The sequence below is a fragment of the Yoonia sp. F2084L genome, from assembly GCF_023015625.1.
GTDB lineage: Bacteria > Pseudomonadota > Alphaproteobacteria > Rhodobacterales > Rhodobacteraceae > Yoonia.
The window spans coordinates 457,852-481,698 of record NZ_JALKAH010000002.1; the positions used below are offsets into that span (position 1 = coordinate 457,852).

23 protein-coding genes are annotated in these 23,847 nt (G+C 57.6%); 11 read left to right on the top strand and 12 right to left on the bottom strand.

Going from position 1 to position 23,847, the window contains the following annotated elements; genetic code table 11:
* Positions 1-9: 9 nt before the first annotated feature.
* Together MWU60_RS07785 and MWU60_RS07790 are read right to left on the bottom strand one after the other, a co-directional pair.
* On the bottom strand, positions 10-924 hold the full coding sequence (locus tag MWU60_RS07785; RefSeq protein ID WP_247226677.1) for a tyrosine recombinase XerC: 915 nt from the start codon (positions 922-924) through the stop codon (positions 10-12).
* Between the two features lies 1 nt (position 925).
* Entirely contained in the window at positions 926-1,618 is a 693-nt protein-coding gene (locus MWU60_RS07790; RefSeq protein ID WP_247226678.1) for a DUF484 family protein, read from the bottom strand.
* Positions 1,619-1,807: 189 nt separating this feature from the next.
* Here MWU60_RS07790 and MWU60_RS07795 point away from each other — a divergent pair, with 189 nt between their 5' ends.
* Positions 1,808-2,404: a LysE family translocator gene (locus tag MWU60_RS07795; protein WP_247226679.1), complete on the top strand. Its 597-nt coding sequence runs from the start codon at positions 1,808-1,810 to the stop codon at positions 2,402-2,404.
* On the opposite strand, the gene fsa is transcribed toward MWU60_RS07795, so the two are convergent.
* On the bottom strand, positions 2,401-3,054 hold the full coding sequence (gene fsa / locus MWU60_RS07800) for a fructose-6-phosphate aldolase (protein ID WP_247226680.1): 654 nt from the start codon (positions 3,052-3,054) through the stop codon (positions 2,401-2,403). The two genes, MWU60_RS07795 and fsa, sit on opposite strands and share 4 nt — an antisense overlap.
* Positions 3,055-3,137: 83 nt before the next feature.
* On the opposite strand from fsa, the gene MWU60_RS07805 reads away from it, so the two are divergent.
* Entirely contained in the window at positions 3,138-5,330 is a 2,193-nt protein-coding gene (locus MWU60_RS07805) for a primosomal protein N' (protein ID WP_247226681.1), read from the top strand.
* Between the two features lie 47 nt (positions 5,331-5,377).
* Here MWU60_RS07805 and MWU60_RS07810 read toward each other — a convergent pair whose 3' ends face one another.
* A complete protein-coding gene (locus tag MWU60_RS07810) occupies positions 5,378-5,977 on the bottom strand; it encodes a thymidine kinase (RefSeq protein ID WP_247226682.1) in 600 nt (199 codons plus the stop codon).
* A gap of 266 nt (positions 5,978-6,243) precedes the next feature.
* Between MWU60_RS07810 and MWU60_RS07815 the strand changes: the two genes are divergently transcribed.
* Positions 6,244-6,696 carry a phage regulatory CII family protein gene (locus MWU60_RS07815; RefSeq protein ID WP_247226683.1) on the top strand — a complete coding sequence of 151 codons (453 nt, stop codon included), beginning with the start codon at positions 6,244-6,246 and terminating at the stop codon, positions 6,694-6,696.
* Complete coding sequence (gene arsH, locus MWU60_RS07820) at positions 6,693-7,406, top strand: arsenical resistance protein ArsH (RefSeq protein WP_247226684.1); 714 nt, start codon at positions 6,693-6,695, stop codon at positions 7,404-7,406. Before MWU60_RS07815 ends, arsH begins: the two co-directional genes overlap by 4 nt.
* A gap of 84 nt (positions 7,407-7,490) precedes the next feature.
* On the opposite strand, the gene MWU60_RS07825 is transcribed toward arsH, so the two are convergent.
* Positions 7,491-8,609 carry a beta-ketoacyl-ACP synthase III gene (locus MWU60_RS07825; protein ID WP_247226685.1) on the bottom strand — a complete coding sequence of 373 codons (1,119 nt, stop codon included), beginning with the start codon at positions 8,607-8,609 and terminating at the stop codon, positions 7,491-7,493.
* Between the two features lie 198 nt (positions 8,610-8,807).
* On the opposite strand from MWU60_RS07825, the gene MWU60_RS07830 reads away from it, so the two are divergent.
* Together MWU60_RS07830 and MWU60_RS07835 are read left to right on the top strand one after the other, a co-directional pair.
* On the top strand, positions 8,808-9,245 hold the full coding sequence (locus MWU60_RS07830) for a BrnA antitoxin family protein (protein ID WP_247226686.1): 438 nt from the start codon (positions 8,808-8,810) through the stop codon (positions 9,243-9,245).
* A 642-nt stretch (positions 9,246-9,887) separates the two neighbouring features.
* Positions 9,888-10,619 carry a hypothetical protein gene (locus MWU60_RS07835; protein ID WP_247226687.1) on the top strand — a complete coding sequence of 244 codons (732 nt, stop codon included), beginning with the start codon at positions 9,888-9,890 and terminating at the stop codon, positions 10,617-10,619.
* A gap of 2 nt (positions 10,620-10,621) precedes the next feature.
* Here MWU60_RS07835 and carB read toward each other — a convergent pair whose 3' ends face one another.
* Positions 10,622-13,951, bottom strand: coding sequence for a carbamoyl-phosphate synthase large subunit (gene carB / locus MWU60_RS07840; protein WP_247226688.1), 3,330 nt, complete (start codon positions 13,949-13,951; stop codon positions 10,622-10,624).
* Positions 13,952-14,122: 171 nt separating this feature from the next.
* Between carB and bchE the strand changes: the two genes are divergently transcribed.
* The 3 genes from bchE (at position 14,123) to aspS (ending at position 18,342) form a co-directional block, all read left to right on the top strand.
* Complete coding sequence (bchE, locus tag MWU60_RS07845; RefSeq protein ID WP_247226689.1) at positions 14,123-15,787, top strand: magnesium-protoporphyrin IX monomethyl ester anaerobic oxidative cyclase; 1,665 nt, start codon at positions 14,123-14,125, stop codon at positions 15,785-15,787.
* Positions 15,780-16,379 (top strand): bacteriochlorophyll 4-vinyl reductase, encoded by a 600-nt coding sequence (gene bchJ, locus MWU60_RS07850; RefSeq protein ID WP_247226690.1) that lies wholly within the window; start codon positions 15,780-15,782, stop codon positions 16,377-16,379. The genes bchE and bchJ overlap by 8 nt, the downstream gene beginning before the upstream one ends.
* Positions 16,380-16,488: 109 nt before the next feature.
* Entirely contained in the window at positions 16,489-18,342 is a 1,854-nt protein-coding gene (gene aspS, locus MWU60_RS07855) for an aspartate--tRNA ligase (RefSeq protein ID WP_247226691.1), read from the top strand.
* Here the strand turns inward: aspS and MWU60_RS07860 are convergent.
* A complete protein-coding gene (locus MWU60_RS07860) occupies positions 18,339-19,055 on the bottom strand; it encodes a response regulator (RefSeq protein ID WP_247226692.1) in 717 nt (238 codons plus the stop codon). The two genes, aspS and MWU60_RS07860, sit on opposite strands and share 4 nt — an antisense overlap.
* Before the next feature lie 125 nt (positions 19,056-19,180).
* On the opposite strand from MWU60_RS07860, the gene mce reads away from it, so the two are divergent.
* Together mce and MWU60_RS07870 are read left to right on the top strand one after the other, a co-directional pair.
* Complete coding sequence (mce, locus tag MWU60_RS07865) at positions 19,181-19,585, top strand: methylmalonyl-CoA epimerase (protein WP_247226693.1); 405 nt, start codon at positions 19,181-19,183, stop codon at positions 19,583-19,585.
* A gap of 65 nt (positions 19,586-19,650) precedes the next feature.
* Entirely contained in the window at positions 19,651-19,938 is a 288-nt protein-coding gene (locus MWU60_RS07870; RefSeq protein WP_247226694.1) for a DUF1467 family protein, read from the top strand.
* On the opposite strand, the gene MWU60_RS07875 is transcribed toward MWU60_RS07870, so the two are convergent.
* The 5 genes from MWU60_RS07875 to MWU60_RS07895 form a co-directional block, all read right to left on the bottom strand.
* Entirely contained in the window at positions 19,925-20,614 is a 690-nt protein-coding gene (locus MWU60_RS07875; protein WP_247226695.1) for an EI24 domain-containing protein, read from the bottom strand. The two genes, MWU60_RS07870 and MWU60_RS07875, sit on opposite strands and share 14 nt — an antisense overlap.
* Complete coding sequence (locus MWU60_RS07880) at positions 20,611-21,189, bottom strand: nitroreductase (protein WP_247226696.1); 579 nt, start codon at positions 21,187-21,189, stop codon at positions 20,611-20,613. Before MWU60_RS07880 ends, MWU60_RS07875 begins: the two co-directional genes overlap by 4 nt.
* A gap of 64 nt (positions 21,190-21,253) precedes the next feature.
* Positions 21,254-21,913 (bottom strand): glutathione S-transferase family protein, encoded by a 660-nt coding sequence (locus MWU60_RS07885; RefSeq protein WP_247226697.1) that lies wholly within the window; start codon positions 21,911-21,913, stop codon positions 21,254-21,256.
* Complete coding sequence (locus MWU60_RS07890; protein WP_247226698.1) at positions 21,913-23,010, bottom strand: class II histone deacetylase; 1,098 nt, start codon at positions 23,008-23,010, stop codon at positions 21,913-21,915. The genes MWU60_RS07885 and MWU60_RS07890 overlap by 1 nt, the downstream gene beginning before the upstream one ends.
* Complete coding sequence (locus tag MWU60_RS07895; protein ID WP_247226699.1) at positions 23,007-23,846, bottom strand: alpha/beta hydrolase; 840 nt, start codon at positions 23,844-23,846, stop codon at positions 23,007-23,009. The genes MWU60_RS07890 and MWU60_RS07895 overlap by 4 nt, the downstream gene beginning before the upstream one ends.
* Between the last annotated feature and the right edge of the window lies 1 nt (position 23,847).

A 23,847-nucleotide genomic window follows, 5' to 3' on the forward strand; every position in this document is an offset into this window, starting at 1 on the left:
AACCGATTGTCAGGCTTTTGGATGCGCCTTTTCATAGACGGACATCAGGTGTGCTGCATCGACCGCAGTATAGGCTTGGGTGGTGGATAGGGACGCATGACCCAAAAGTTCTTGGATCGTGCGCAGATCACCGCCAGCGGCCAATAGATGCGTAGCAAAGGAATGGCGCATCGCATGCGGCGTTGCGGTGGCGGGCAGGCCCAGTTGAAGGCGCGCCTGTTCCATCACTTTCTGGATTGCGCGCGGCGACAGGACCCCACCACGGACGGCACGAAAGATCGGCGCATCCGCGGCAACCCCATAAGGGCAAAGATCAACATAGGCATCAACAGCATCACGCGCGGCATCAAGCACCGGCACGATACGTTCCTTGCCGCCTTTGCCGATGATACGCAGGACCTCTGGCAGCGGCACGTCTGATCCGGTCAGCCCCAAGGCCTCGGATATCCGCAAGCCACAACCGTAAAGCAGGGTCACGACCGCCATGTCGCGGGCGGCGACCCAAGGTTCGCTTGCCTGCAACTCGACGGTGTCGATCATCGCCGACGCGGCATCGACTTCTAGCGGACGGGGCAGCTTGCGTTGAAACTTTGGCGCTCGGGTGGACAGGACGGCGGTCGGTTCAAACCCTTCACGCTCTGCCAACCAGCGATAGAAGGATTTTACGGCTGACAAGGATCGCGCCAAAGACCGGGCCCCCACACCGCGCCCGCGTTCATGCGCCATCCAGGCGCGCATGTCGCGCACGGTGACGCGGGCAATCGGGGCAAGCCCCTGACTGTCGCCGTTGTACTGGGTCATGAAAGCCAGAAAGCCCAACACATCCGTTTGATAGGCTTTCAGCGTATTCTCTGCCGCACCCGCAAGGGCGCGTTGGCCTGCCAGCCAAGCGCCCAACGCGTCTGACAGGGCAGGGGCGATCATGTTATGCCAACCAGCGGCGCACGACCCGTTCGAACACGCCAGCAAAGAAGGTCAGCAAATCGGTGCCTTGTTGCGGTGTGAACAGTTGCGGGTCTTCGCTGCCCATGACCAACATCGCGGGCAGTTGATCTGGGCCGAGGTCTATCTTCAAGCAAGCCTCAGATTTAATATATTCGGCGCGCGCGCCGTAAAGGCTGCCGCCCACTTTATGAAATTCGCGCAGAGTGATCTGACGGGCGGGCATATTGCGACCCAGCGTGATGTACCCTTCAACATAGTTTTCGGGCATGATTGCGACGGTCGCACCGGCGTTGCTTTGGGCTTCGGGCAGGTTGCTTTCCAGCACCAGCCGGATCGCATCAACGCGCAGGATATCAGCCACTTCGCCGCTCAGATCCGCCAGAAACTGTTCAAATGTTGTGGCATCCATCATCCGCAAAATGGCGCGATGCACCTGATTGGTGCCTGCCAGATTATCATAGGCAGCAGCAATAACGTTGCGGTGGGTATCCTCAAGCCGGTCAAAACGGGCCTCAAGCCGCTCCATCGCGACCGAGCGCAGATCAACGACATTGCCGTTTTGACCATCATTGCTGCCCACAAGGGCGCGCATGACGTCTGGGTCTTCCAATAGGACATCGGGGTTTGCGATGATCTTCTCACGAAGATCATCGGCCATAACTGTTTGATTCATGTGCCTGCTCTTTAGTTTGTTTTTTTAGCAAGCTAGCAGAGGGTTACGTGCGTTTCTTCAACTTTTTTCAGTCACGCCAAAGGTGGTGGCATTTGGGTGTCACCCAAGTCTATGCGCAAGAAGCGGGTCGCCCAACGACTCGGACCCGACCATGCTGGGGTAAGCTTCGCCAATAGAAAGCCCGTCAGAATGCTAGAAACAGCCATAGCGCTTGTCGTTTTTCTTTTTCCGCTGGCCTACAGTCCGGGGCCCGGAAACCTGTTCTTTGCGGCCAACGGCGCCCGATTCGGATTTCGTGCGACGGTGCCTGCAAATTTGGGCTATCACATTTCGACGTGGATCGTAACGCTGGCCATTGGGTTGGGTTTCATCGCGTTACTCAACAAGTTTCCGCAGCTTTTTGTCATACTGAAGGTGGCAGGGTCGCTTTACGTACTTTGGTTGGCTTGGAAAATGATCCGCTCAAGCACGTTGCAAGGGTCACACAACGCGAAGCCTGCGAATTTCGTTGATGGTGCGCTGCTATTGCTTCTAAATCCGAAGGCCTACGTGATCATGGCCTTGATGTTCACGCAGTTCTTGGATCAGTCGCAACCCGGTCAGTTTTTCACGGTGGTCATGATTTCGACAGTGTTCACTGTTAACAACATGCTGGCGTTTTCGCTGTGGACACTGATGGGTGATGCGTTGGCATCTGGCTTTCGCAGTGAAGACAGCGCGCAGAAACTGAACGCTGTCTTTGGGATTATACTGGCAGCTGTCGCTGTTTGGATGCTGCTTTCCTAGACGATCTTGATACCCGCCTTCTCAGCATCCGCCATAAACGCGGCCAGTCCCTTATCCGTCAGCACATGGTTCGCCATCGCTTTGATCACATTCGGCGGCGCTGTGCAGACGTCGGCGCCGATTTTCGCACAATCGCTCATGTGGTTGGCGGTGCGGATGGATGCGGCAAGGATGTTCGTCTCAAACCCGTAGTTGTCATAGATCGTGCGGATATCTTCGATCAGTTCCAGCCCGTCCATGTTCAGATCATCCAGACGCCCGATGAAGGGGCTGATGAAGGTTGCCCCGGCCTTGGCCGCCAGCAAGGCTTGGTTGGCAGAAAAGCACAGCGTCACGTTCACCATGATGCCGTCGTCTGTCAGTGTCTTACAGGTCTTGAGGCCCGCCCATGTCAGCGGCACTTTCACCGCGATGTTGTCAGCGATCTTTGCCAGCTTGCGGCCTTCGGCCAGCATATCGTCAGCTTCCAGTGCGACCACTTCGGCGGATACGGGGCCAGAGACGATGGAACAGATCTCTTTGGTGACTTCCAGAATATCGCGCCCGGATTTGGCGATCAGGGACGGGTTCGTCGTGACCCCATCGACCATGCCAAGGTCATTGAGTTCTTTGATCTGGTCGATCTCTGCTGTGTCTACGAAAAACTTCATCTTTTCACTCCGCGCATGGGTTGGTGTTTGTTGCGTCAGCGTTTACCTGATTGGGGAACGGGCGGAAACCCACAAAGGCGGATATGACAGATAGCTTTTTCCATGAAGGCGATTTGGTGGGGGTTTTGACGACCCAACCACTGGATCGGCTGTTGGACTACAAGGCGCCGGAGGGCGGCTGTCATCTGGGTGCCTTTGTTGAGGCCCCACTTGGCCCGCGCAAAGTGCTGGGCGTGGTCTGGGGACCGGGCAAGGGCGACTATGACCGTGCCAAGATACGGTCAGTTATCCGCGTGCTGGATGTGGCGCCGATGCGCGATGAGATGCGCAGCTTTCTGACCCGTGCCGCCGAATACACGCTGACCCCGATGCCAGCGATGTTGCGGCTTGGGACCCGTGCGCCCGGTTTGGGTGATGCGCAATCAATGCGCAAGGTTTACCGCTTGGGTGACAAAACCCCTGATCGCATGACCGGTGCGCGCGAGAAGGTGTTGGGCGTGTTGCGGGATTACGGTGGTCTCTCCTTCACCTTGAGCGAAGTCGCTGAAATGGCGGGCGTGGGGACTTCTGTGGTCAAAGGCATGGTCAAATTGGGTGCAGTGTCCGAAGAAGAAGCGCCGCGCGATACGCCCTATCCGCGGCTTGATCCCGATTATGGCGGAAAAGAACTGAGCGTCGATCAAGCTGCGGGAGCAGAGGCTTTGCGAAGTGCGCTGCGCAGCGATGGCTATGGGACGACCCTGCTCAAAGGGGTCACTGGGTCAGGCAAGACGGAAGTCTACCTCGAAGCGGTCGCCGAGTGCCTGCGCATGGGAAGGCAGGCTTTGGTCCTTTTGCCAGAGATCGCGCTGTCGGGTGAATTCATCAACCGGGTCGAAGCCCGCTTTGGGATGAAGCCCGCCGAGTGGCACTCGGGTGTCACAATGACCGAGCGCCGCCGCTGTTGGCGCATGGTTGGGCAGGGGGATGCGCAGTTGGTTGTCGGTGCGCGTTCCGCGCTGTTTTTGCCGTATCAGGACCTTGGCCTGATCGTTGTCGATGAAGAACACGACACCTCCTACAAACAAGAGGATGGTGTGCTTTATAATGCACGCGACATGGCCGTGTTGCGTGCGGCGATCAATGGGGCGCAGGTGGTCTTGGCGTCTGCAACGCCAAGTTTGGAAAGCTGGGCGAATGTCGAAGCAGGCAAATACACCCGGCTTGAACTGACGTCCCGGTTTGGCGCTGCTGTCATGCCGACGATGGCAGCCATTGATATGCGTGTGGAAGATTTGCCGAGCGGGCGGTGGGTTTCACCCACCTTACGCGGGGCAATGCAGCAGCGATTGGAAAAAGGCGAGCAATCGCTGATTTTCCTTAACCGCCGTGGCTATGCGCCGATCACGCTGTGCCGGGCCTGTGGGCATCAGATCGGCTGCGACCATTGCGATGCGCGGATGGTGGAACACCGGTTCCTCAAACGGCTCATGTGCCACCAATGTGGCGAGACGAAACCGATGCCCACAGTCTGCCCCAGTTGCGAAGCTGAGGATCGGTTGAGTGCCGTCGGCCCCGGCGTGGAACGCATGGGCGAAGAGGTCGCAGAGCTGTTTCCTGAGGCGCGGATCGCGGTGCTATCATCGGACCTCTATGGCTCCGCCCGCGCGATGAAAGCGCATATCGAAGAGATTGCCGAAGGTGGCACGGACATCATCATTGGTACACAGTTGGTCGCGAAGGGACATAACTTTCCATTGCTAACCTTGGTCGGTGTGATTGATGCGGACCTTGGTTTGCAAGGCTCTGACCTGCGCGCGGCCGAACGGACCTTTCAATTGATGCGGCAAGTGGCGGGCCGGGCGGGGCGGGCGGAAACACCCGGTGAGGCGCTGTTGCAGACCTACCAGCCAGAGCATGGTGTGATCCGCGCCATTCTGGCGGGAGACGAGGAAAGCTTTTGGAAAGCCGAAGCCGAAGAACGCAAAGCCGCAGGTGTGCCGCCCTACGGGCGCATGGCAGGAATTATTCTGAGCAGTCCAAACGTGCAGGAGGTCTTTGATCTGGGATCAGAGATGGCAAGGATGGATGGGCCGTTGCGCCAGATCGGCGCGCAGGTGTTTGGGCCCGCACCCGCACCTATCGCGCGGGTGCGCGGGCGGCATCGGGTCAGGTTGCTGGTGAAGGCGGAAAAGACAGCGCCACTACAGCAGGCGCTGGCCAAATGGACAGGGCAGTTTCGATTGCCGACGAACCTGCGCATGGCGATCGACATCGACCCGCAGAGTTTTTATTAGCGCATCGGAGCCTCTGGCGGGAGGTTGCGGGGCAAGATGGTAGTGCTTTAGTTGCGATTGGGGTCTGCGTACTCGCCCATTTCCTCGCGCCAGTGGCGGCGGCATAGCGATACATAGCGCTCATTTCCGCCAACGACGATCTGATCGCCTGCGGCCAGCACATTGCCGTCTTCGTCTTTGCGCACAACCATCGTGGCCTTTTTGCCGCAATGGCAGATTGTCCGGACTTCACGCATTTCGTCGGCCAAGGCGAGCAGTGATGCAGAGGCCGGGAACAACCGTCCGCGGAAATCAACGCGCAGGCCGTAGGTCATTACCGGAACATTCAGATCATCAACCACGCAGGCCAGTTGCCAGACGTGTTCGGCTGTCATGAAGTGGGCTTCATCAAGGAAAACGCAAGCGCATGGTCCGGCCTTTAGCCGGGCTGAGATCATCGCAAACAGGTCATCGTCAGCGCCAAATGTATCGGCATCAGCGCCAATCCCGATCCGGCTGCCAATGCGGCCGACACCCGCGCGATCATCAAAGCGCGCGATCATCAAATAGGTTTGCATCCCCCGCTCAATGTAATTGTGCGACGCCTGCAAGAGCACGGTCGATTTGCCCGCGTTCATGGTGGAATAGTTAAAATACAGTTTTGCCATAAAGGGTGATTAGCGTTGGCTTTGCTTGTTTGGCAAGCCCGTTGCGCAATGCAAATCGGCATCGTTGTCACATCAGTGTGTAACCTCTGCACAAGAGGCGGATCGCGATCCAAACACATCGTACCACTCAGCACGACAACTCGTGAACGCGCCTCCGGAACGCGAGGCTGAATAATTTATACCGCAGAAGGCATTGCCATTTTATGGGAATAAGGGAATGATTTTCCCCTGCCGTAAGGGCAGCAGGATGAAGATGGAGCACACGTATGGCGGGTTATGGCGGGTATTTGAAAAAGCACACAGAAGCTTTGGTCAAAGACGTGGGTATAGAAGCCGCTTGTGAGTTGACGGGCAAATCCAAGGCAACACTCGGTCGGTACTACTCAGATAGTGATGAGCATACAGACCGTTTCATGCCGGTCGATGCGGTTGCAGCCCTAGAGGCTGCGGCGTCTTATCCGCATGTCACATCGGCCTTGGCCGAACTGAAGGGTGTGACGATGTCGTATGATACCGCCCGCGCCAATAGCCAGGGTGAGATCAATACCGATGTCATCAAACTTAGTCAGCGGTTCGCCATGTTGATGGCCGAGTACAACCAGTCCATCGCCGACGGTGTGATCACGATCAATGAGGCCAAACGGATGCTGCGCGAAACGACGTCGCTGCAACAAGTGCTGATCGACATGAAACTGCACCTCGATGAGACCGCTGAATGACAATCGACACGACCGACATGCCAAATCTGGTGCCTGCCGCGCTGCAGCCGCTGGACATCGCGGGGCTGGCGGGGCCGGATGCGCCGCAACACGCACCGCGCATTCTGCTGCTCTATGGGTCGTTGCGCAAAACCAGCTATTCGCGCCTTTGCGCGGAAGAGGGCGCGCGGGTGTTGCGTGCGCTTGGGTGCGAGACGAAGTTCTTCAATCCCTCCGGTCTGCCACTACCCGATGATGCGGATGCCGATCATCCCAAGGTGGCCGAACTGCGCGATCTGGCGCTTTGGTCCGAAGGCATGGTCTGGTCCAGTCCTGAGCGGCACGGTGCCATGACGGGGATCATGAAGACGCAGATTGACTGGCTGCCGCTGTCGCCCATCGGGGGCATTCGGCCCACACAAGGCAAGACGCTTGCAGTGATGCAGGTGAGCGGTGGGTCGCAATCCTTCAACACAGTCAATCAGTTACGGATATTGGGGCGCTGGATGCGACTGATCACGATTCCGAACCAATCGTCGGTTCCGATGGCATGGAAAGAATTTGAGAACGGGCGGATGAAACCCTCATCCCTCTACAACCGGATCGTCGATGTGATGGAAGAATTGGCGCGCTTCACGATCATGACGCGTCGGCGCAGTGCGATGTTGACGGACCGCTATTCAGAGCGGGTCGAGACGCTGGACGACGTGCACAAACGGGTCAGTTGCTAGACCAGCGGCACGAAGGGCACTCCACAGGCGGCAAGTGTCAAAAGCAATACTGCTGCAATGGTGATCTTCATATCTTTCAAGCCCTTACGCGCGTTCAACAATCACTGATCCGACAGAGTAACCGGCCCCGAACGAACAGATCAATCCTTTGTCGCCGGGTGCCATATCATCGGAATTCTGCGAAAACGCAATGATCGACCCGGCGGATGAGGTATTGGCGTAGTCCTGCAAAATGTTGGGCTGCTCGCCGGGTTCTGGGGTGCGCCCGAGGACCTTTTTGCCGATGTAGTCGTTCATCGTCTTGTTGGCCTGATGCAGCCAAAGGCGGCGCAGGTCGGCGGCGGCAATGTTTTCCTCGGCCATGTGATCAGCGATATGCTTGCTGACCAGCGGAAGGACCTCTTTGAAAACCTTGCGGCCATTTTGCATGAACTGCATATCCCGGCGGTCGTCCATCTGGTCGTGGGTGCGGCGTAAGTAGCCGTTGTTATTGCGGATATTGTTGCTGAATTGCGTGGCACAGCGGGTAGAGCGCACTTTGAAGTGCGAGCCCTGCAAATCCTCATCCCGTTCCAACAAGGTCGCCGTCGCCACATCGCCAAAGATGAAATGACAGTCGCGGTCGCGCCATTCCAGATGGGCGGAACAAATCTCGGGGTTGATGACCAGCGCGCGGCGGATGGAGCCTGCGCGGATCATGTCGGCGGCGGTCTGGATGCCGAAAGTCGCACTGGAACAGGCGACGTTCATATCGAAGGCAAAGCCGCCAGCGCCCAGAAGCTGTTGAATTTCCACGCCAATCGCGGGGTAGGCGCGCTCCATGTTAGAGGCGGCACAGATCACCAGATCAATGTCAGCGGCTTTCACGCCTGCGGCTGACAGCGCCTTTTGCGCGGCGTCCACACCGATTTCAGCCATGTAACCCGGTTGATCATCGCTGCGTGGTGCGAGCCGTGGAAACAGGCGTGACGGGTCCAGAATGCCCTCTTTGTCCAGGACATAGCGTTGCTCGATGCCCGAGGCTGCCATGATGAATTCGCTTGAGGAATGGGATTTCGCCTCAACCCTGCCAGCGGCAATCGCGGCGGCATTTTCGGCGTTCCAAAGGTCAGCATAGCTGTTGAATGCGGCGACCAATTCGTCATTGGTGATCACCTCTGAGGGCGTGAAAACCCCGGTTCCTGTAATGGCGACGCTGTGCATTCATACCCCCCGATTTGCCCAAAGCACCCTATGGCGCAAGGGGTAGGCGTGTCTACAGCCCAAGCGTGCAGGGACGGGTGACGTTGGGGTAACTTCGCCGTATGTTTGCCGTACAGATGATGTACAGACCCTGTACGTACGCTGTGTCATCGCCACATTTACCTTTGCCCGTCAGATTAGCGGGAAAGGAGACCGGCAATGAGCAATCCCAAAGACATGACCAAGACGCAACGCATCCATTGGCACTATGCGACAGATGCGCTGCGGATGGTGGAATATGACCTGCATTCGGTGGCGATGAAGCTGCGCTGCCTGCCGCGCGAATGGGACGAGATCTGGGAGGACAAAGACCGGCGCGATCCCAAAAAGGTGCCGGTGACGATCCGGCTGGATGCGGATGTCGTGAAATTCTTCAAGGCGATGGGGGAAGGGTACCAACCCCGGATGAACCGGGTGTTGCGGACGTTCATGCACTACCGGCTGGCGGGGATCATCGAGGGGCCGGACACGACGGATTACGTGCTGCATCCAGAGCGGTTGGATCAGACACGGGTGGAGCGGCCCGGCTGGGGGAGTTTGCAGAAGATGGAGGCGGACATAGATGAGCGGATGGCGCGGCATTTGAAGGGGGAGTGAGGGTGGTAGCATGAATATCACGCCCACGGTCAAATTACCTACTCTCAAACTCAATTAGCTATGCTTAAAAAGAGAATTCTATCATACTTTTCGCAACCACAGGGTTAACGGTGCTGATTGTATGGTAATTTCTAACGCAGATATCGAGGCTACGACCCGCTACATTGCCGATCAGACCAAAGAGCCTGAAGGTCGGCAACCAGACTGGATGAAGACAGATAGAGGTGACTTTCAAGCTGTTTGGCTGATCGTAGAAACCGATGGCAGAATTAGAGGCCAGTTAAGATTTCGAGTTCATCCTCACGCCCTAGAGTTCCCATCAATCAGTCTAATATTTCGTGGCAATAATGTTATGCGCATAGACTTGGTTCCACCAGACGAGTGTGAACCCAACCCCATTCAAGCCGCCCGACTGGGACTGCCAGCAACGGTCTGTGGACCGCATGTGCATAGATGGGAGGATAATCGCTCACTGGTTAAGTCTAGCGGAGTATGGGAGCTTCCTGTACGAGCGCCAGTAACCAGTCCAATTCGATCCATCGAACAGATGTTTCTTTGGTTTTGCGGAGAAGTAGGAATACAGTTGAGACCAGAACACCGGAGGTTCGTTGAACCGCCCAAGGATCTATTGAGTGGAATCGAATGAAATGTGATCTTATTATCAAGGCTTTGCATTTGGCAGATGAGTGCCAAGAGACGAGCCGGGGTTCAAAAGTGAGGACCCATTGCCTGTACCCTTCTTTCGAGGCGGTGTTTGTCTATGTTCAATCTCATCCTCACGGTTTCATGGTAACCGACGCCGGCGATGCGCTCAATCGCGCTTGGCTACACGGTAGAGATGAATCCTTTGGAAAAAGGCACCTTAAGCAATCTGCAAGACATTTTGGATGCGAGTTCAAGCACGGCCAGCTATCAATCTTGGCACCATCGGATGAGTGGCTTGCGCAAGCCATTGCTGCTGTCGCAAACGCTGCTGCCGAAGGTGTGAACGCCTCCATTCGCCATACTGGTCAGTCAAATGAGCGCAAGCTGATTTCCAGAGTTTATGACGTGGTGAAGGGTAGTCCCTATGGCTTTGATGCTACGTTAGACTATTCTGCTGTTGGCAAGAGTGGAAAAACACATCACTACGACATGCTTCTTTCTCATAATAACGATCAAATCCTAATAAATGTCGTGGTGCCGCACGCTAATTCGATAGCTGCAAAGTATCTTGCTTTGTCTGATGCAACGGATGTTCGGTCTCGCCTTAAGTACGCTGTTTACGACAAAGAACTCACTAGAGAGGACAAGGTTTTGCTCTCAAATGTTGCTGACGTCTTGCCGTACAAAGCAATTGTGGAAACGTCAGGGAAAGCTTTGTTGGTTCACTAACATCACCCCTGCAACGACCTCACCCCAACATCCCCCTCAACCCGCGCTTGCATCGCCAGCACCGCCGCATGTGATGCTGCCGCTGTCGTGAAATACGGGATTTTGTCGTAGAGTGCGACGGCGCGGATGTCGCGGCTGTCTTCGACCGCTTGTGACCCTTCCGTCGTGTTGAAGACCAGTGCGATGTGTCCGTCTTTCAGCCGGTCTACGATGGTCAGCCCGCCTTCGTAGACCTTGTTGACCACTTCGCAGGCGATCTCGTTCTCGCTCAGCCAGGCCGCGGTGCCCCGAGTTGCGACGATGTCGAACCCCAGTTTCAGCAGCATTTGCCCCGCTTCCAGCATGGCGGCTGTTTTGTCGGCGTCCTTGATCGAAATAAAGACGGTGCCCGCCTCTGGCAAGTCGGTGCCTGCGCCCATTTGCGCCTTGAGGAACGCGCGCGGGAAGGACCGGTCCCAGCCCATGACCTCTCCGGTCGATCGCATTTCCGGCCCGAGGATCGTATCGACGCCGGGGAAGCGGGCAAAAGGCAGGACGGCCTCTTTCACGCTGAACCACGGGGTGTGCGGGTCGGCCAATGTGAAGGCGTCGCCCAAGGGCAGCACGTCCATCGGGTTTTCGGTTTCGGGGTAGGGTTCGCGCAGGGGGAAGTTCGACAGCGGCTCGCCCGCCATCAGCCGGGCCGCGATAGAGGCGATCGCTGAATCGGTCGCTTTGGCCACGAAAGGCACGGTGCGCGACGCGCGGGGGTTCACCTCGATCAAATAGACGGTTTCGTCTTTCACCGCGAACTGGATGTTCATCAGGCCCACGACGTTCAGCGCTTTGGCCAGCTTTTCCGTTTGCTCGCGAATTTCCGCGATCATGGCGTCGGAAAGCGAGTAGGGGGGCAATGAGCAGGCGCTGTCGCCCGAATGCACGCCCGCTTCTTCGATGTGCTGCATGATGCCGGCGACATGGGTGGCGTTGCCGTCTGACAGGCAATCCACGTCAACTTCGACCGCGCCTGACAGGTAGCTGTCAAGCAGGACGGGGCTTTTGCCGGAAACGACAACCGCCTCCGAGATATAGCGCCGCAACTGATCCATATCGCGCACGATTTCCATCGCGCGCCCGCCCAGAACGAATGACGGGCGGATGACGAGGGGGAAGCCGATGCCTTCGGCAATATCCAGTGCCTCTTGGTCGGTGGAGGCGATGCCATTGACCGGTTGGCGCAGCCCAAGGTCTTGGACAAGCTTCTGAAAACGCTCACGATCTTCGGCCAGATCAATAGCGTCGGGTGTGGTGCCAAGGATCGGGATGCCTTCGTCATGCAACGCATTGGCGAGTTTCAGCGGGGTTTGCCCGCCGAATTGCACGATGACACCGTGAAGCGTGCCGTTGTCCTGTTCAACCCGCAGGATTTCCATAACGTGCTCAAACGTCAGCGGTTCGAAATAGAGGCGGTCAGAGGTGTCGTAGTCGGTGGAAACCGTTTCGGGGTTGCAGTTGATCATGATGGTTTCGTAGCCCTGATCGGTCAGGGCGAAACAGGCGTGACAGCAGCAATAATCAAACTCGATTCCCTGCCCAATCCGGTTCGGGCCACCGCCAAGGATCACCACCTTCTTGCGATCCGAAGGCCGTGCTTCGCATTCCGCATCGCCCATCACGGGGGTTTCGTAGGTGGAATACATGTAGGGTGTTTGCGCCTCGAACTCTGCCGCGCAGGTGTCGATCCGTTTGAAAACAGCGTTGACGCCAAGATTGCGGCGGGCGCGGCGCACCTGATCTTCGGTCCGTCCGGTGAGGGTTGCGAGCCGCGCATCGGTGAAACCATACATCTTGACCTTGCGCAGGTCATCTTCGGTGACGGGCAGACCGTTTGATTTGATCTCGGCCTCCATGTCGATGATCTCGCGGATACGGGCAAGGAACCATGGGTCGAATTTGGTGACGGCAAAGATGTCGTCGTCAGATAAACCGTGCCGCATGGCTTGCGCGATGACGCGGATACGGTCTGGCGTTTGCTTGGCGAGTGCCTTGGTAATGGCGGCGGCGTCGGGTGCGCCGGGTATGTTGATGTCGTCGAACCCGGTCAGGCCGGTTTCCATGGACGCCAGCGCCTTTTGCATGGACTCGTGGAAGGTGCGGCCAATGGCCATGGCCTCGCCCACGGATTTCATTGCTGTGGTCAGATGCGGTTCAGAGCCTGCGAATTTCTCGAATGCGAAGCGTGGAATTTTGGTGACCACATAGTCGATTGTCGGCTCGAACGACGCGGGCGTGACGCCGGTGATGTCATTGTCCAACTCGTCCAGCGTGTAACCCACGGCCAGTTTTGCCGCGATTTTTGCGATGGGGAAACCTGTGGCCTTTGACGCCAGCGCAGAGGAGCGTGATACACGCGGGTTCATTTCGATCACCACCATGCGCCCGTCATCGGGGTTCACGGCCCATTGCACGTTGGATCCGCCGGTTTCGACCCCGATTTCGCGCAGCACGTTGATGCTGTGCGTCCGCATGATCTGGTATTCCTTGTCGGTCAGGGTCAGGGCAGGGGCGACGGTGATCGAATCGCCGGTATGCACACCCATGGGGTCGACGTTTTCGATGGCGCAGACGATGATGGCGTTATCGGCGCGGTCGCGCACGACCTCCATCTCGAACTCTTTCCAGCCAAGCAGGGATTCGTCGACAAGGATTTGCCCAACCGGAGATGCCTCCATCCCCGTCCGGCAATAGTATTCGTAGTCTTCGCGGTTGTAGGCGACGCCGCCGCCTGTGCCGCCAAGCGTAAAGGCGGGGCGGATGATGGCGGGCAGGCCGACATATTCGATGGCGTCGATGGCCAGTTGCAGGCCCGCCTTGATGTCGCGTTTGCCCTCTACTTCAGGGGCGGTGATGATGGTCGCCTTGGGGTTTTCGATCCCTAAACGGTCCATCGCTTCGCGGAACAGTTTGCGATCTTCTGCCATTTCAATGGCTTCGCGCTTGGCCCCGATCATTTCGACGTTGAATTTTTCCAGAACACCCATGTCGGCCAGCGCAAGCGAGGTGTTCAGCCCGGTCTGCCCGCCCATGGTGGGCAGCAACGCGTCAGGGCGCTCTTTTTCGATGATCTTGGCGACGACTTCAGGGGTGATCGGTTCAATATAGGTGGCGTCTGCCAGCCCCGGATCTGTCATGATTGTCGCGGGGTTAGAGTTGACGAGGATGACGCGATACCCTTCTTCGCGCAGCGCTTTGCAGGCTTGAGCGCCGGAGTAGTCGAACTCGCAGGCTTGGCCAATAATAATGGGGCCCGCGCCGATAATCATGATCGACTGGATGTCGGTACGTTTTGGCATGGCAGGCCCCCAGAATATGCAAATTGTCGTGGGTTATAGGGATGGGACGGTCAGGTGCAAGGGGGGATGTACGTTGTGGAGGAAATCATCGGAAAGGCCCCATTTGATCTGTGTCAATAAAAATAGACAGTCAAATATGTAAATTAAAGTGGACATATAAGGGAGTCAGCCATGCGCATTCTGTTTGTTCACCCAAATTACCGCTCTGGTGGGGCGGAGATTGCAGGCAGCTGGCCCCCGGCCTGGGTTGCCTATCTGACGGGGTCGCTGCGTCGTGTCGGGTTTGACGATATCCACTTTATCGACGCGATGACGAATGATCTATCCGACGCGGTGCTGGCTGAAAAGATCAGCGCGCTGCAACCCGATGTAGTGGGTGTGACAGCGATTACGCCGTCGATCTACAAAGCTGAGGAAGTCTTGCGGATCGCCCAAGAGCGCGTGCCTGATGCCTTGCGCATGATGGGCGGGGTCCATGCGACGTTCATGTATAAGCAGGTGCTGTCAGAGGCACCGTGGATTGATGTGATCGTACGCGGTGAAGGCGAAGAGATTTTGACCGAGTTGATGTGTGCGGTTCGCGATGGCCGCTGGCCTGCGGAGAAACGCAAAATCAAGGGCCTCGCCTTCATTGATGAAGGCGAGATTGTTGCGACACCTGCGGCAAGCACAGTGAAAGACCTTGATGGCATTGACCCCGATTGGACGATTTTGGAATGGGAGAAGTATATTTATATCCCGCTGAATACCCGTGTGGCGATACCGAATATGGCGCGCGGCTGTCCCTTTACCTGTTCGTTCTGTAGCCAGTGGAAATTCTGGCGCGACTACCGTGTGCGCGACCCCAGGAAGGTTGTCGATGAGATTGAGCGTTTGGTGAATGAGCAGGATGTTGGCTTCTTTATTCTGGCCGATGAGGAACCGACGATTAACCGCAAGAAGTTCATCCAATTCTGCGAAGAGCTGATCGCCCGTGGCCTGCCGGACCGCGTGAAATGGGGGATCAACACGCGGGTGACGGATATCTACCGCGACCGCGAATTGCTGAAGTTTTACCGCGAGGCTGGGCTGGTGCATGTGAGCCTTGGTACTGAGGCGGCAGCGCAGATGAAGCTGGACCAGTTCAACAAAGAGACCAAGGTTGAAGAGAATAAAGAGGCCATTCGCCTGCTGCGCGAGGCCGATATTCTGGTAGAGGCGCAGTTTATTGTGGGGCTCGATAACGAAACCCCCGAGACCTTGAACGAGACCTATAAGATGGCGTGGGATTGGCAGCCTGATCTGGCGAATTGGGCGATGTATACGCCTTGGCCGTTCACGCCGCTGTTTCAGGAGCTCAAGGATAAGGTCGAGGTGTTCGACTTTAGCCGCTATAATTTCGTGACCCCAATCATGAAGCCAAAGGCGATGGAGCGGGGCGAGTTGCTGGACGGTGTGATGAACAACTACCGTCGCTTTTACATGAAGAAAGCGTTGTTTCACTATCCGTGGCGGGGCACCGGGTTTCGGCGACGGTATCTGCTGGGCTGCCTCAAGGCCTTTATGAAAGCGGGCTTTGCACGGACATTCTATGATCTGGGCAAGGTGGGCTATACCGGGCCCCAGTCGAAGAATAACCTTGATTTCCAGTTTGATGAGAGCCGCACCATCGCCGAAGCGCAGATGGAAGACTGGGAAGCCAGCGCCGATAAGGCCGCAAAAGCGGCCGAGCGTCGCGCGGCTGTCAGGGCGCAAGGTAAGGCGCGCGCGGCTGAACGGACGGCGAGTTTCAAGATGCCGAATGGGGCGCAGGTGAAGGCCTGCGGTGGCGGCTCTGAGCAAATGGAGGATGCTTGAGGATGCAAATCGCGGAACCGGACTGATTGGCCCGAACGCGATTTTGCAATTGCTGCCAGTGTTGGAACGGGCGGGGGGCGCTCAATTTCGCGATCAGGTCATGGCTGCGGCGGGTGTCTTTGAAGCACCCGGTGATGATGCGATGATGTCCGAGGCACCTGCGGCCCGGATGCATCAGGCCTTGCGTGTGATTGAGCCTGAGATGGCACCATCGCTGGCTTGGGCAGCGGGGGAACGGACGGCGCGGTATATTCTGGCGCATCGTATTCCGAAGGCGGCGCAGGTGGTGTTGCGGATTTTGCCTGCGACACTGGCCGCGCCGATCCTTTCGAAAGCAATAGCCAAACATGCCTGGACCTTTGCGGGGTCGGGCGCCTTTGAGGTGACGGGGCCTTTGACGTTTGAGATCAAGGACAACCCCATCGTGCGGGGTGAGGTCAGTGAAACGCCGCTATGTCATTGGCATTGTGCTGTGTTTGAGACGCTGTTTCGCACGCTCGTTGATCCAGCACTACGCTGCGAGGAAGAGGCCTGTTGCGCGATGGGCGCGCCGGCCTGCCGGTTTGTGCTGACGCGCCGTTCAAAATTCTAGAATTTTGATGGCTCCGGCGGGAGTTTTTCGGGCAAGATGATGAGGAATGGTTGACTTCATGCAGGCAAACAGGTGTATCGGGCCGACAATCGCCTGAAGGACCTGACCCATGCACGCCTACCGCAGCCATACCTGTGCCGAATTGACCGCCGCCGATGTGGGGCAAACAGTACGCTTGTCGGGTTGGGTGAACCGGGTGCGCGATCATGGGGGCATCCTCTTTATCGACCTGCGCGATCACTATGGCATCACACAAGTGCTCTGTGATCCTGACTCGGCGGCCTTTGCCGATGTTGAAAAGGTCCGGTCGGAATGGTGTATCCGCATTGATGGTGAGGTGAAGGCGCGTGACCCCGAACTGGTGAATGCCAAACTGCCCACTGGCGAGGTTGAGGTGTTCGTGCGCGCGATTGAAGTGCTGGGTGCGTCCAAAGAATTGCCGCTGATGGTGTTTGGTGATCAGGAATATCCTGAAGAAACACGTCTGAAGTATCGCTATCTGGACCTGCGCCGCGAGGCGATGCAGGACAATATGAAGCTGCGTTCCGACGTTGTGGCTTCCATGCGCCGCCGCATGTGGGACAGCGGGTTCCGTGAATTCCAGACGCCGATTATTACCGCGTCGTCACCAGAAGGTGCGCGCGATTTTCTGGTGCCATCACGTTTGCATCCCGGCAAGTTCTACGCCCTGCCGCAGGCCCCGCAGCAATTCAAGCAGCTGATCATGGTGTCGGGCTATGACAAGTATTTCCAGATTGCCCCCTGTTTCCGCGACGAAGACCCGCGCGCGGATCGGTCGCCCACGGATTTCTATCAGCTGGATCTGGAGATGTCCTTTGTCGAACAGCAGGATGTTTTTGATACGATCCAGCCAGTGATCACGGGGATTTTTGAGGAATTCGGTGGCGGTCGCAAGGTGGACCAGACGTGGGAGCAGATCAGCTATCGCGATGCTGCGTTGTGGTATGGCAGTGATAAGCCTGACCTGCGCAACCCGATCAAGATGCAGGTTGTGTCAGAGCATTTTGCAGGGTCGGGCTTTGCGATTTTTGCGAAGTTGCTGGAGCAAGAGGGCACCGAAGTGCGGGCTGTTCCGGCCCCAACCGGCGGGTCACGCAAGTTCTGTGACCGCATGAATGCCTTTGCCCAGAAAGAAGGGTTGCCCGGCATGGGCTATATCTTCTGGCGCGAAAAGACGGCTGATGCCGTAGCCCAAGAGCTGGGCATTTCAGTGAAAGAGGCGCAGGCCAAGCTGAAATCAGGCGAAGTTGAAGGCGGCATGGAAGCCGCTGGTCCATTGGCCAAAAACATCGGTCCAGAGCGGACCGAAGCGATCCGCCAGCAGTTGGGTCTAGGCTTAGGTGATGCGGCGTTCTTCCTTGGTGGTAGGCCGAAGGCATTTGAAGGCGTTGCAGGCAAGGCCCGCAATGTCATTGGGGAAGAGCTGGGTCTGACCGATCTCAACCGCTTTGCCTTTGCATGGATCGTGGATTTCCCGATTTACGAGCAGGACGAAGAGACCGGCAGGATCGACTTTGAACACAACCCGTTTTCGATGCCGCAAGGCGGGATGGAGGCGCTGCAAGGCGATCCATTGGATGTGCTGGGTTATCAGTATGATCTGGCCTGTAACGGGTACGAGCTGGTATCTGGTGCGATCCGTAACCACCGCCCCGAGATCATGTTCAAGGCGTTTGAATTGGCCGGTTATGGCAAGGACGAGGTTGAAAAGCGCTTTGGCGGAATGGTCAATGCCTTCCAGTATGGCGCACCACCCCACGGTGGTTGTGCTGCGGGGATAGACCGGATTGTGATGCTGCTGGCGAATGCGTCAAACATCCGCGAGGTCATCATGTTCCCGATGAACCAACGCGCCGAAGACCTGATGATGGACGCACCCAGCGAACCGCAGAACGAGCAATTGCGCGAATTGCGCCTGCGCGTGCTGCCGTCTGAAAGCTAGATCGGCCCGCCTGCTGCAATCCGGGATTCCACGATCTGCGAAAGTGCAGCGACCCCTTGGTCGGGGTTGCTGCCAGCATCACGCAATTGCACAAGGTTCGATACAGCCGCGTCCAGATCGTGATCTTGCGCGCTACGCGCCACACCGCTCAGGAATTGTGTGACGTAATCCAGTGTCCCGTCTTCATCCTTGTCCTTCAAAATCTGGGCGACATGGCTGAGGTCATCGCGAAAGGCGATTGGGTCGGGCAGGATCGTTTCATTCGACATTAACCGTGGGCTTGGCGGTTGCCGTTCTGCTGGCAAATGTTCCAAGATCGCAGATTGAAACGCGAACAGGTTTTTGACAGGTTTGGCAAGGAAACCATCGGCACCCGCATCTATCACCTCATCATGGGCACCATCATCGCCGCTGACCCCCAGAATAACGTCAATGCGGGGTGTTGCTTTTGCTGATGTGCGTATCAGTTCAAGACCGGATCCATCCGGCAGTCCCACATCAACCAAAAGTACCGTGGGTTGGTAAATCGCCAAATGGCGCCGCGCGTTTTCAAGGCTATCGGCCCGCCTGATCCGCGCGCCCGAACGCAAGCACAACAGGCGCACGGCCTCGCTTGCAAAGCGGCTGTCTTCGACCATCAGCACGGTCAGGCCCAAAAGCGGGCGGCGTGCGGTTGGCGCACGGGTGAACATCAGGTCGTCAAGCGTTTCCATCGTGATTCTTCCCTTCGTTGCAGCTGGCTCTATTCAAAGCAGCACAAGGTAAAGAGGGTCTTAACTCCATCATCCGTTGCGCCGGGCCAGAGCACGCGCCATAAAGCCAAAAAAGGAGACGTTTCATGATTGGTCGCTTGAACCACGTTGCCATTGCCGTCCCAGATCTTGAGGCCGCGAGCGCGCAATATCGCACCATGCTGGGCGCTGATGTGGGTGCGCCACAGGATGAACCGGATCACGGCGTGACGGTTGTCTTTATCAATCTGCCCAACACCATGATTGAATTGCTTTATCCGCTGGGCGAAAGCTCACCCATTCAGGGTTTTCTGGATAAAAACCCCTCTGGTGGCATTCATCATGTCTGTTACGAGGTTGATGATATTCTGGCCGCCCGTGATCACCTGCTTGCCGAAGGTGCGCGCGTCCTGGGCGGAGGCGAGCCAAAGATCGGCGCACATGGCAAGCCGGTGCTTTTCCTGCATCCCAAGGATTTCAACGGGTGTCTGGTCGAACTTGAACAGGTCTAGCCTCTTGCCCTGACGCCCGATCGGCGTACTTACTCACAGTAACCCCTCATGTAAGGATTGCCGCTTTGGGTCCCGTCTCTGGTCTTGTACTTTTCGCTGTCATCTGGACGCTTGTGTTCTTCGTCGTTCTGCCGCTGCGTTTGCAAACGCAAGGCGAGGCGGGCGAGATTGTGCCCGGAACTCACGCCTCATCTCCTGCGAATTTTGATATCAAGCGCAAGGCAAAGGTTACCACGCTTTGGGCGCTGCCGATCTGGGCGGTGATTGCGGGCACGATCCTGTCAGGTGCCGTCACCGTGCGCGACATTGACTGGTTTGACCGGATGTCAACGCCTGAGGTCAGTCGCGACTAACAGCGTGATAAAGGTGCGTGAAGGTTGCCGCACCCAAAATCGGGATCACCAGATTGATCAGAGGAAACGTCAGTGGCACAGCCATCAGACAGCCTGCCAGCCAGATCGTTGCGCTGTGTTGCTTGCGCAAGGCCTTGGCCTTGACCCGTCCGATCCGGCGCATCGCGGCCAGTTGAAAGTATTCCCGCCCCAGTAAGTACCCGTTGAGCGCGTAAAAGATGAAAATCGCGGCAAATGGGAAGATCACGTAGAGGATCAGGGCAAAGATGTTGGCCGCAATCAGCACGCCGAGGAAGTTCACCGTGTCGCGCAGCCCGTCCCAGAAACTGATGCGGGGGACCTCCGGCAGGCCAGTGAAGTGTTTGTCTTCGACCGCTTGGGCGACCTCATCAAGGAAAAGTGATGTGATCGCCGATGCCACCGGCACCATCAGGAAAATCGACATCACGAGCACCAGCCCCAGTGATCCCCAGCCCAGCAGATCGCCGAGCCATGTCACTTCGCCCACTCCGGGCATGACGATGGGGTCTGCGGTCAGCCATTCGATCAGCATGAGCAAAAGCGCATAGATTGCGACAAGTAGCGCGATGGTCAGGCCAATGCCGCGCCAAAGTACACTACGAAAGCGCGGATCGGGCAATTGCGACAGCGCTTTGAAGAAGGAGGCAAGGATCATGCGTCAACCCATGTGGTGATTGCCGCCAGATCAGGGCGGGGGCGTTCGGGTGGCGTGCTGGTTTCGGTGCCAAGGTGGATGAAGCCTGCGACGGTTTCATGCGTGGCAAGGCCTAGCCCTTCGCGCACGAACGTCGGGTCATGGCTGGCCCAACCGGAAAGCCAATTGGCTCCCCATCCGGCGGCAAGCCCTGCATTGACCAGCGCCAGACAAACAGCCCCGGCAGAATACACTTGTTCGATATGCGGTATCTTTTCGGAGGGCTTTGGACTGCTAATCACCGCAACAGCCAAATCGGCATTGCCGAACTGATCCTGTGCTTTGGTGATCTTGTCAGGATCAATTCCAAGGGCTGCACCACGCGCAGGCACCATTGCAGCAAGCCGGGCCAGGGCAGGTTTGGTCAACACAATAAACCGCCATGGTTCCAGCTTGCCATGATCGGGGGTGCGGGCGGCGGCGGTCAGTAGCTTTTCGATCGTTGCCCGATCCGGTACGGGTGTCGTCAGCGTTTTTGCAGGGCGCGACCGGCGGGTCAGCAGAAAATCAAGAGCGGCAGGATTGGGCGTTGGCATGGGGCGTCCTTTTTCGTTTCGCATCAGATATGTATCTGTGCGAGTGGCCGCAACAGGCAGATGGTCAAATGTCGGGTGTTGAAGCCCCATTGGGCAGACCGGGATCTGTGTCGATCAGACTTTGTCGTGTGGCGATACTGGTCCACCAGTCATAGAGCGCATTATGCTGTTCCAGCGCACTGTAACCTTCAGGGGCCATGGCGAAATAGGCCAGCACGGGTGCCAAGTGACAGTCAGCCAAGGTGATGCTGCCCGGGTTCAGCACGTCACCTTGGCCCGCGATCTTGTTCAATGCACCAAGCACCGGCTCTGCCGCTGTTATCCCTTCGGTGATCAGGTCTTCGTCGCAAGCCAATCCCTCGGCAGGGCGAAAGACCCGGTGGGCAAAGACCTGTCGGATCATCGGGACGTAGCCATAGTTGTCGATAATCGCGATCACCTGCATGAGACGCGCCTGCGCAATGGCAGATTTCGGCGTCAGCGCAGGCCCGTCAAACGCAGCATCGACATATCGCGTAATTGCTGCGGTCTCGTAGATATCGGTAGCGCCATGGCTCAGAACCGGAACCCGACCAAAGGGGTGGCGCTTTTGATAGTCTGAGGGAAGCGGCGGGGTAAAGGGATCCACTTCTTCAATGTCGTATCCCACGCCTTTCTCACGCAAAACCATGGCGGCAATGCGCGTGTAGACGCTGTAGCGAAAGCCGCGCAAAATCACGGACACTAAATTACCGCTTCCATCTCGGCCAACCAGCCATCAAGAAAAGCATCGAACCGCGCATCCGGTTGACGCAGCGGAAACACTTCGGCGAACGGGTCGGGGGCTGTGATTGCGCTGCCGGACATCTCTTGCAGCACGTTATGCCCGCAGAACGGCACATAGGTTTCTGAATAGCCGCCTTCATGCACCATCAACAGCTTGCCGCCGCAGACATCCTGCGCCAGTGCCATGACTTGCCGGGTCATCAGCGTAAACGTCTCAGCCATTGCCAGCATACGGCCCAAAGGATCGTTGGCCGCCGCATCAAACCCGCAGGCGATGATCAGCACGTCAGGCGCAAAATCGCGGATGGCGGGCAGGGCGAGCCGGTCCATGGCGGCCAGATACCCGGTATGCCCGGTTCCGGGGGGCAGCGGGATGTTGAGGTTGAAGCCCTCACCATTACCCGTCCCGCGATCTGCAAAAGCGCCGGTATCCATCGGATAGTTGCGGTCCTGATGCAGCGACACCGTCAGCACATCGGCGCGATCATAGAACACCGCCTCAGTGCCGTTGCCGTGATGGACATCCCAGTCGAGCACGGCAAAACGCTGGGCCAAGCCTGCGGCCTTGGCGGCCTCAATCGCGATGCCGATATTATTGAGCAGGCAAAACCCGTTGGGGTAATCAGGCAGGCAGTGATGCCCCGGCGGGCGGGACAGGGCATAGGCGTTGCTCACGTCACCGCGCAGCACCGCCGCAAGAGCCGCCTTGGCCAGTCCGGCGGATTGTGCTGCCAGTTCATAGCCGCCGGGCCCAAAGGGTGTTCGGCGGCCCAGTTCGCCGCCGCCTGCGTCAGACAGCGCCTTGAACTGATCAAGATAGGTTGCGGGGTGGACGCGCAGCAAATCCTCGCGCGTGGCTGGGGCAGCGCCCAGCATCGACAATTCAGCGGCCAGCCCGGTTACCTCGATCAGGTTCTTTAGCCGCCGCTTGGTTTCAGGGTTTTCGGGCAGGCCGCCGTCCAGTGGCTGTACCAACCCGCCCACCGGCAACATCCCTGCGTAGTTCCCGCCTCCGTGCCAAAAACACTTTTCGTCCCAGAAAAAGCCTGTCGTCATTGTTTATCCTGTTCGTGATCGGAGTGAAGGAAGGTCTGAACGGCCTCCAGTACCTGCGCGGGGCCTTCGAGTTGCGGCAAATGCCCAAGACCGGACAGGGTGGTGAACCCGGCGTGCGGGATCATATCATGCAGTGTCTGGCCACGGGCGAGGGGGATCCACGGGTCATCGGCCCCCCAGATGATCTGGGTCGGGCAGCGGATATCGCTAAACAGTGGCTCAATCTCGGCGGTAAACCGTTCATCAGCCTGAGCAAACTGACGGTAGAACGATCCCGCTTCGGCCTCGGTCAGCCAAGGGGCGATCAATGCGTCCAAATCCGAAGCCGCAATATCATGGGCAAGTGCGCCTTTGATGTAGGCGGTCACCAGCCCTTTGTGGATATGCGGCGGAAGCCCCATGAAAGCATCCACATGCCGTCCGACATGATCAAAGAAATCGGACCCCCAGGGCCGAACCGCCACCACATTCATCAAAAGCAGACGCGCATAGTCGCAGCCATGCAGCAGATGGGCGCGCAGGGTGACGGCGCCGCCAAAGTCGTGCGCCAGAACCGCCGGTCGCTCCAACCCCCAATGGGCCAGCATCTCGGCAAAGACAGCCCCCTGCACATCCAACCCCGTTGGTTGGTCCGGGTCCATACCCGAACGGCCATAGCCGGGCATGTCATACCAATGAACCGTACGGGTCTGCGCCAGTGTTGGGATCAGCCGGTGCCAGCTGAAGGATGACCACGGCCACCCATGTGCAAGCACCAGCGGCGGGCCCGTGCCTGCCGACCCGGCGGCAACAGGCCCAGCGCTTGTCATGACGGCATCAGGAAGCGACCATGCCATG

Bases quoted from the DNA above. Each gene is read 5' to 3' on its own strand.
- MWU60_RS07830 (WP_247226686.1), top strand. From the start codon at position 8,808: ATGAGCAATCCCAAAGACATGACCAAGACGCAACGCATCCATTGGCAC.
- MWU60_RS07860 (WP_247226692.1), bottom strand. From the start codon at position 19,055: ATGGAAACGCTTGACGACCTGATGTTCACCCGTGCGCCAACCGCACGC.
- bchJ (WP_247226690.1), top strand. From the start codon at position 15,780: ATGCTTGAGGATGCAAATCGCGGAACCGGACTGATTGGCCCGAACGCG.
- MWU60_RS07895 (WP_247226699.1), bottom strand. From the start codon at position 23,846: ATGGCATGGTCGCTTCCTGATGCCGTCATGACAAGCGCTGGGCCTGTT.
- MWU60_RS07785 (WP_247226677.1), bottom strand. From the start codon at position 924: ATGATCGCCCCTGCCCTGTCAGACGCGTTGGGCGCTTGGCTGGCAGGC.
- mce (WP_247226693.1), top strand. From the start codon at position 19,181: ATGATTGGTCGCTTGAACCACGTTGCCATTGCCGTCCCAGATCTTGAG.
- MWU60_RS07890 (WP_247226698.1), bottom strand. From the start codon at position 23,010: ATGACGACAGGCTTTTTCTGGGACGAAAAGTGTTTTTGGCACGGAGGC.
- arsH (WP_247226684.1), top strand. From the start codon at position 6,693: ATGACAATCGACACGACCGACATGCCAAATCTGGTGCCTGCCGCGCTG.
- MWU60_RS07880 (WP_247226696.1), bottom strand. From the start codon at position 21,189: ATGCCAACGCCCAATCCTGCCGCTCTTGATTTTCTGCTGACCCGCCGG.
- MWU60_RS07790 (WP_247226678.1), bottom strand. From the start codon at position 1,618: ATGAATCAAACAGTTATGGCCGATGATCTTCGTGAGAAGATCATCGCA.
- fsa (WP_247226680.1), bottom strand. From the start codon at position 3,054: ATGAAGTTTTTCGTAGACACAGCAGAGATCGACCAGATCAAAGAACTC.
- carB (WP_247226688.1), bottom strand. From the start codon at position 13,951: ATGCCAAAACGTACCGACATCCAGTCGATCATGATTATCGGCGCGGGC.
- bchE (WP_247226689.1), top strand. From the start codon at position 14,123: ATGCGCATTCTGTTTGTTCACCCAAATTACCGCTCTGGTGGGGCGGAG.
- MWU60_RS07875 (WP_247226695.1), bottom strand. From the start codon at position 20,614: ATGATCCTTGCCTCCTTCTTCAAAGCGCTGTCGCAATTGCCCGATCCG.
- MWU60_RS07810 (WP_247226682.1), bottom strand. From the start codon at position 5,977: ATGGCAAAACTGTATTTTAACTATTCCACCATGAACGCGGGCAAATCG.
- MWU60_RS07805 (WP_247226681.1), top strand. From the start codon at position 3,138: ATGACAGATAGCTTTTTCCATGAAGGCGATTTGGTGGGGGTTTTGACG.
- aspS (WP_247226691.1), top strand. From the start codon at position 16,489: ATGCACGCCTACCGCAGCCATACCTGTGCCGAATTGACCGCCGCCGAT.
- MWU60_RS07795 (WP_247226679.1), top strand. From the start codon at position 1,808: ATGCTAGAAACAGCCATAGCGCTTGTCGTTTTTCTTTTTCCGCTGGCC.
- MWU60_RS07825 (WP_247226685.1), bottom strand. From the start codon at position 8,609: ATGCACAGCGTCGCCATTACAGGAACCGGGGTTTTCACGCCCTCAGAG.
- MWU60_RS07835 (WP_247226687.1), top strand. From the start codon at position 9,888: ATGAAATGTGATCTTATTATCAAGGCTTTGCATTTGGCAGATGAGTGC.
- MWU60_RS07815 (WP_247226683.1), top strand. From the start codon at position 6,244: ATGGCGGGTTATGGCGGGTATTTGAAAAAGCACACAGAAGCTTTGGTC.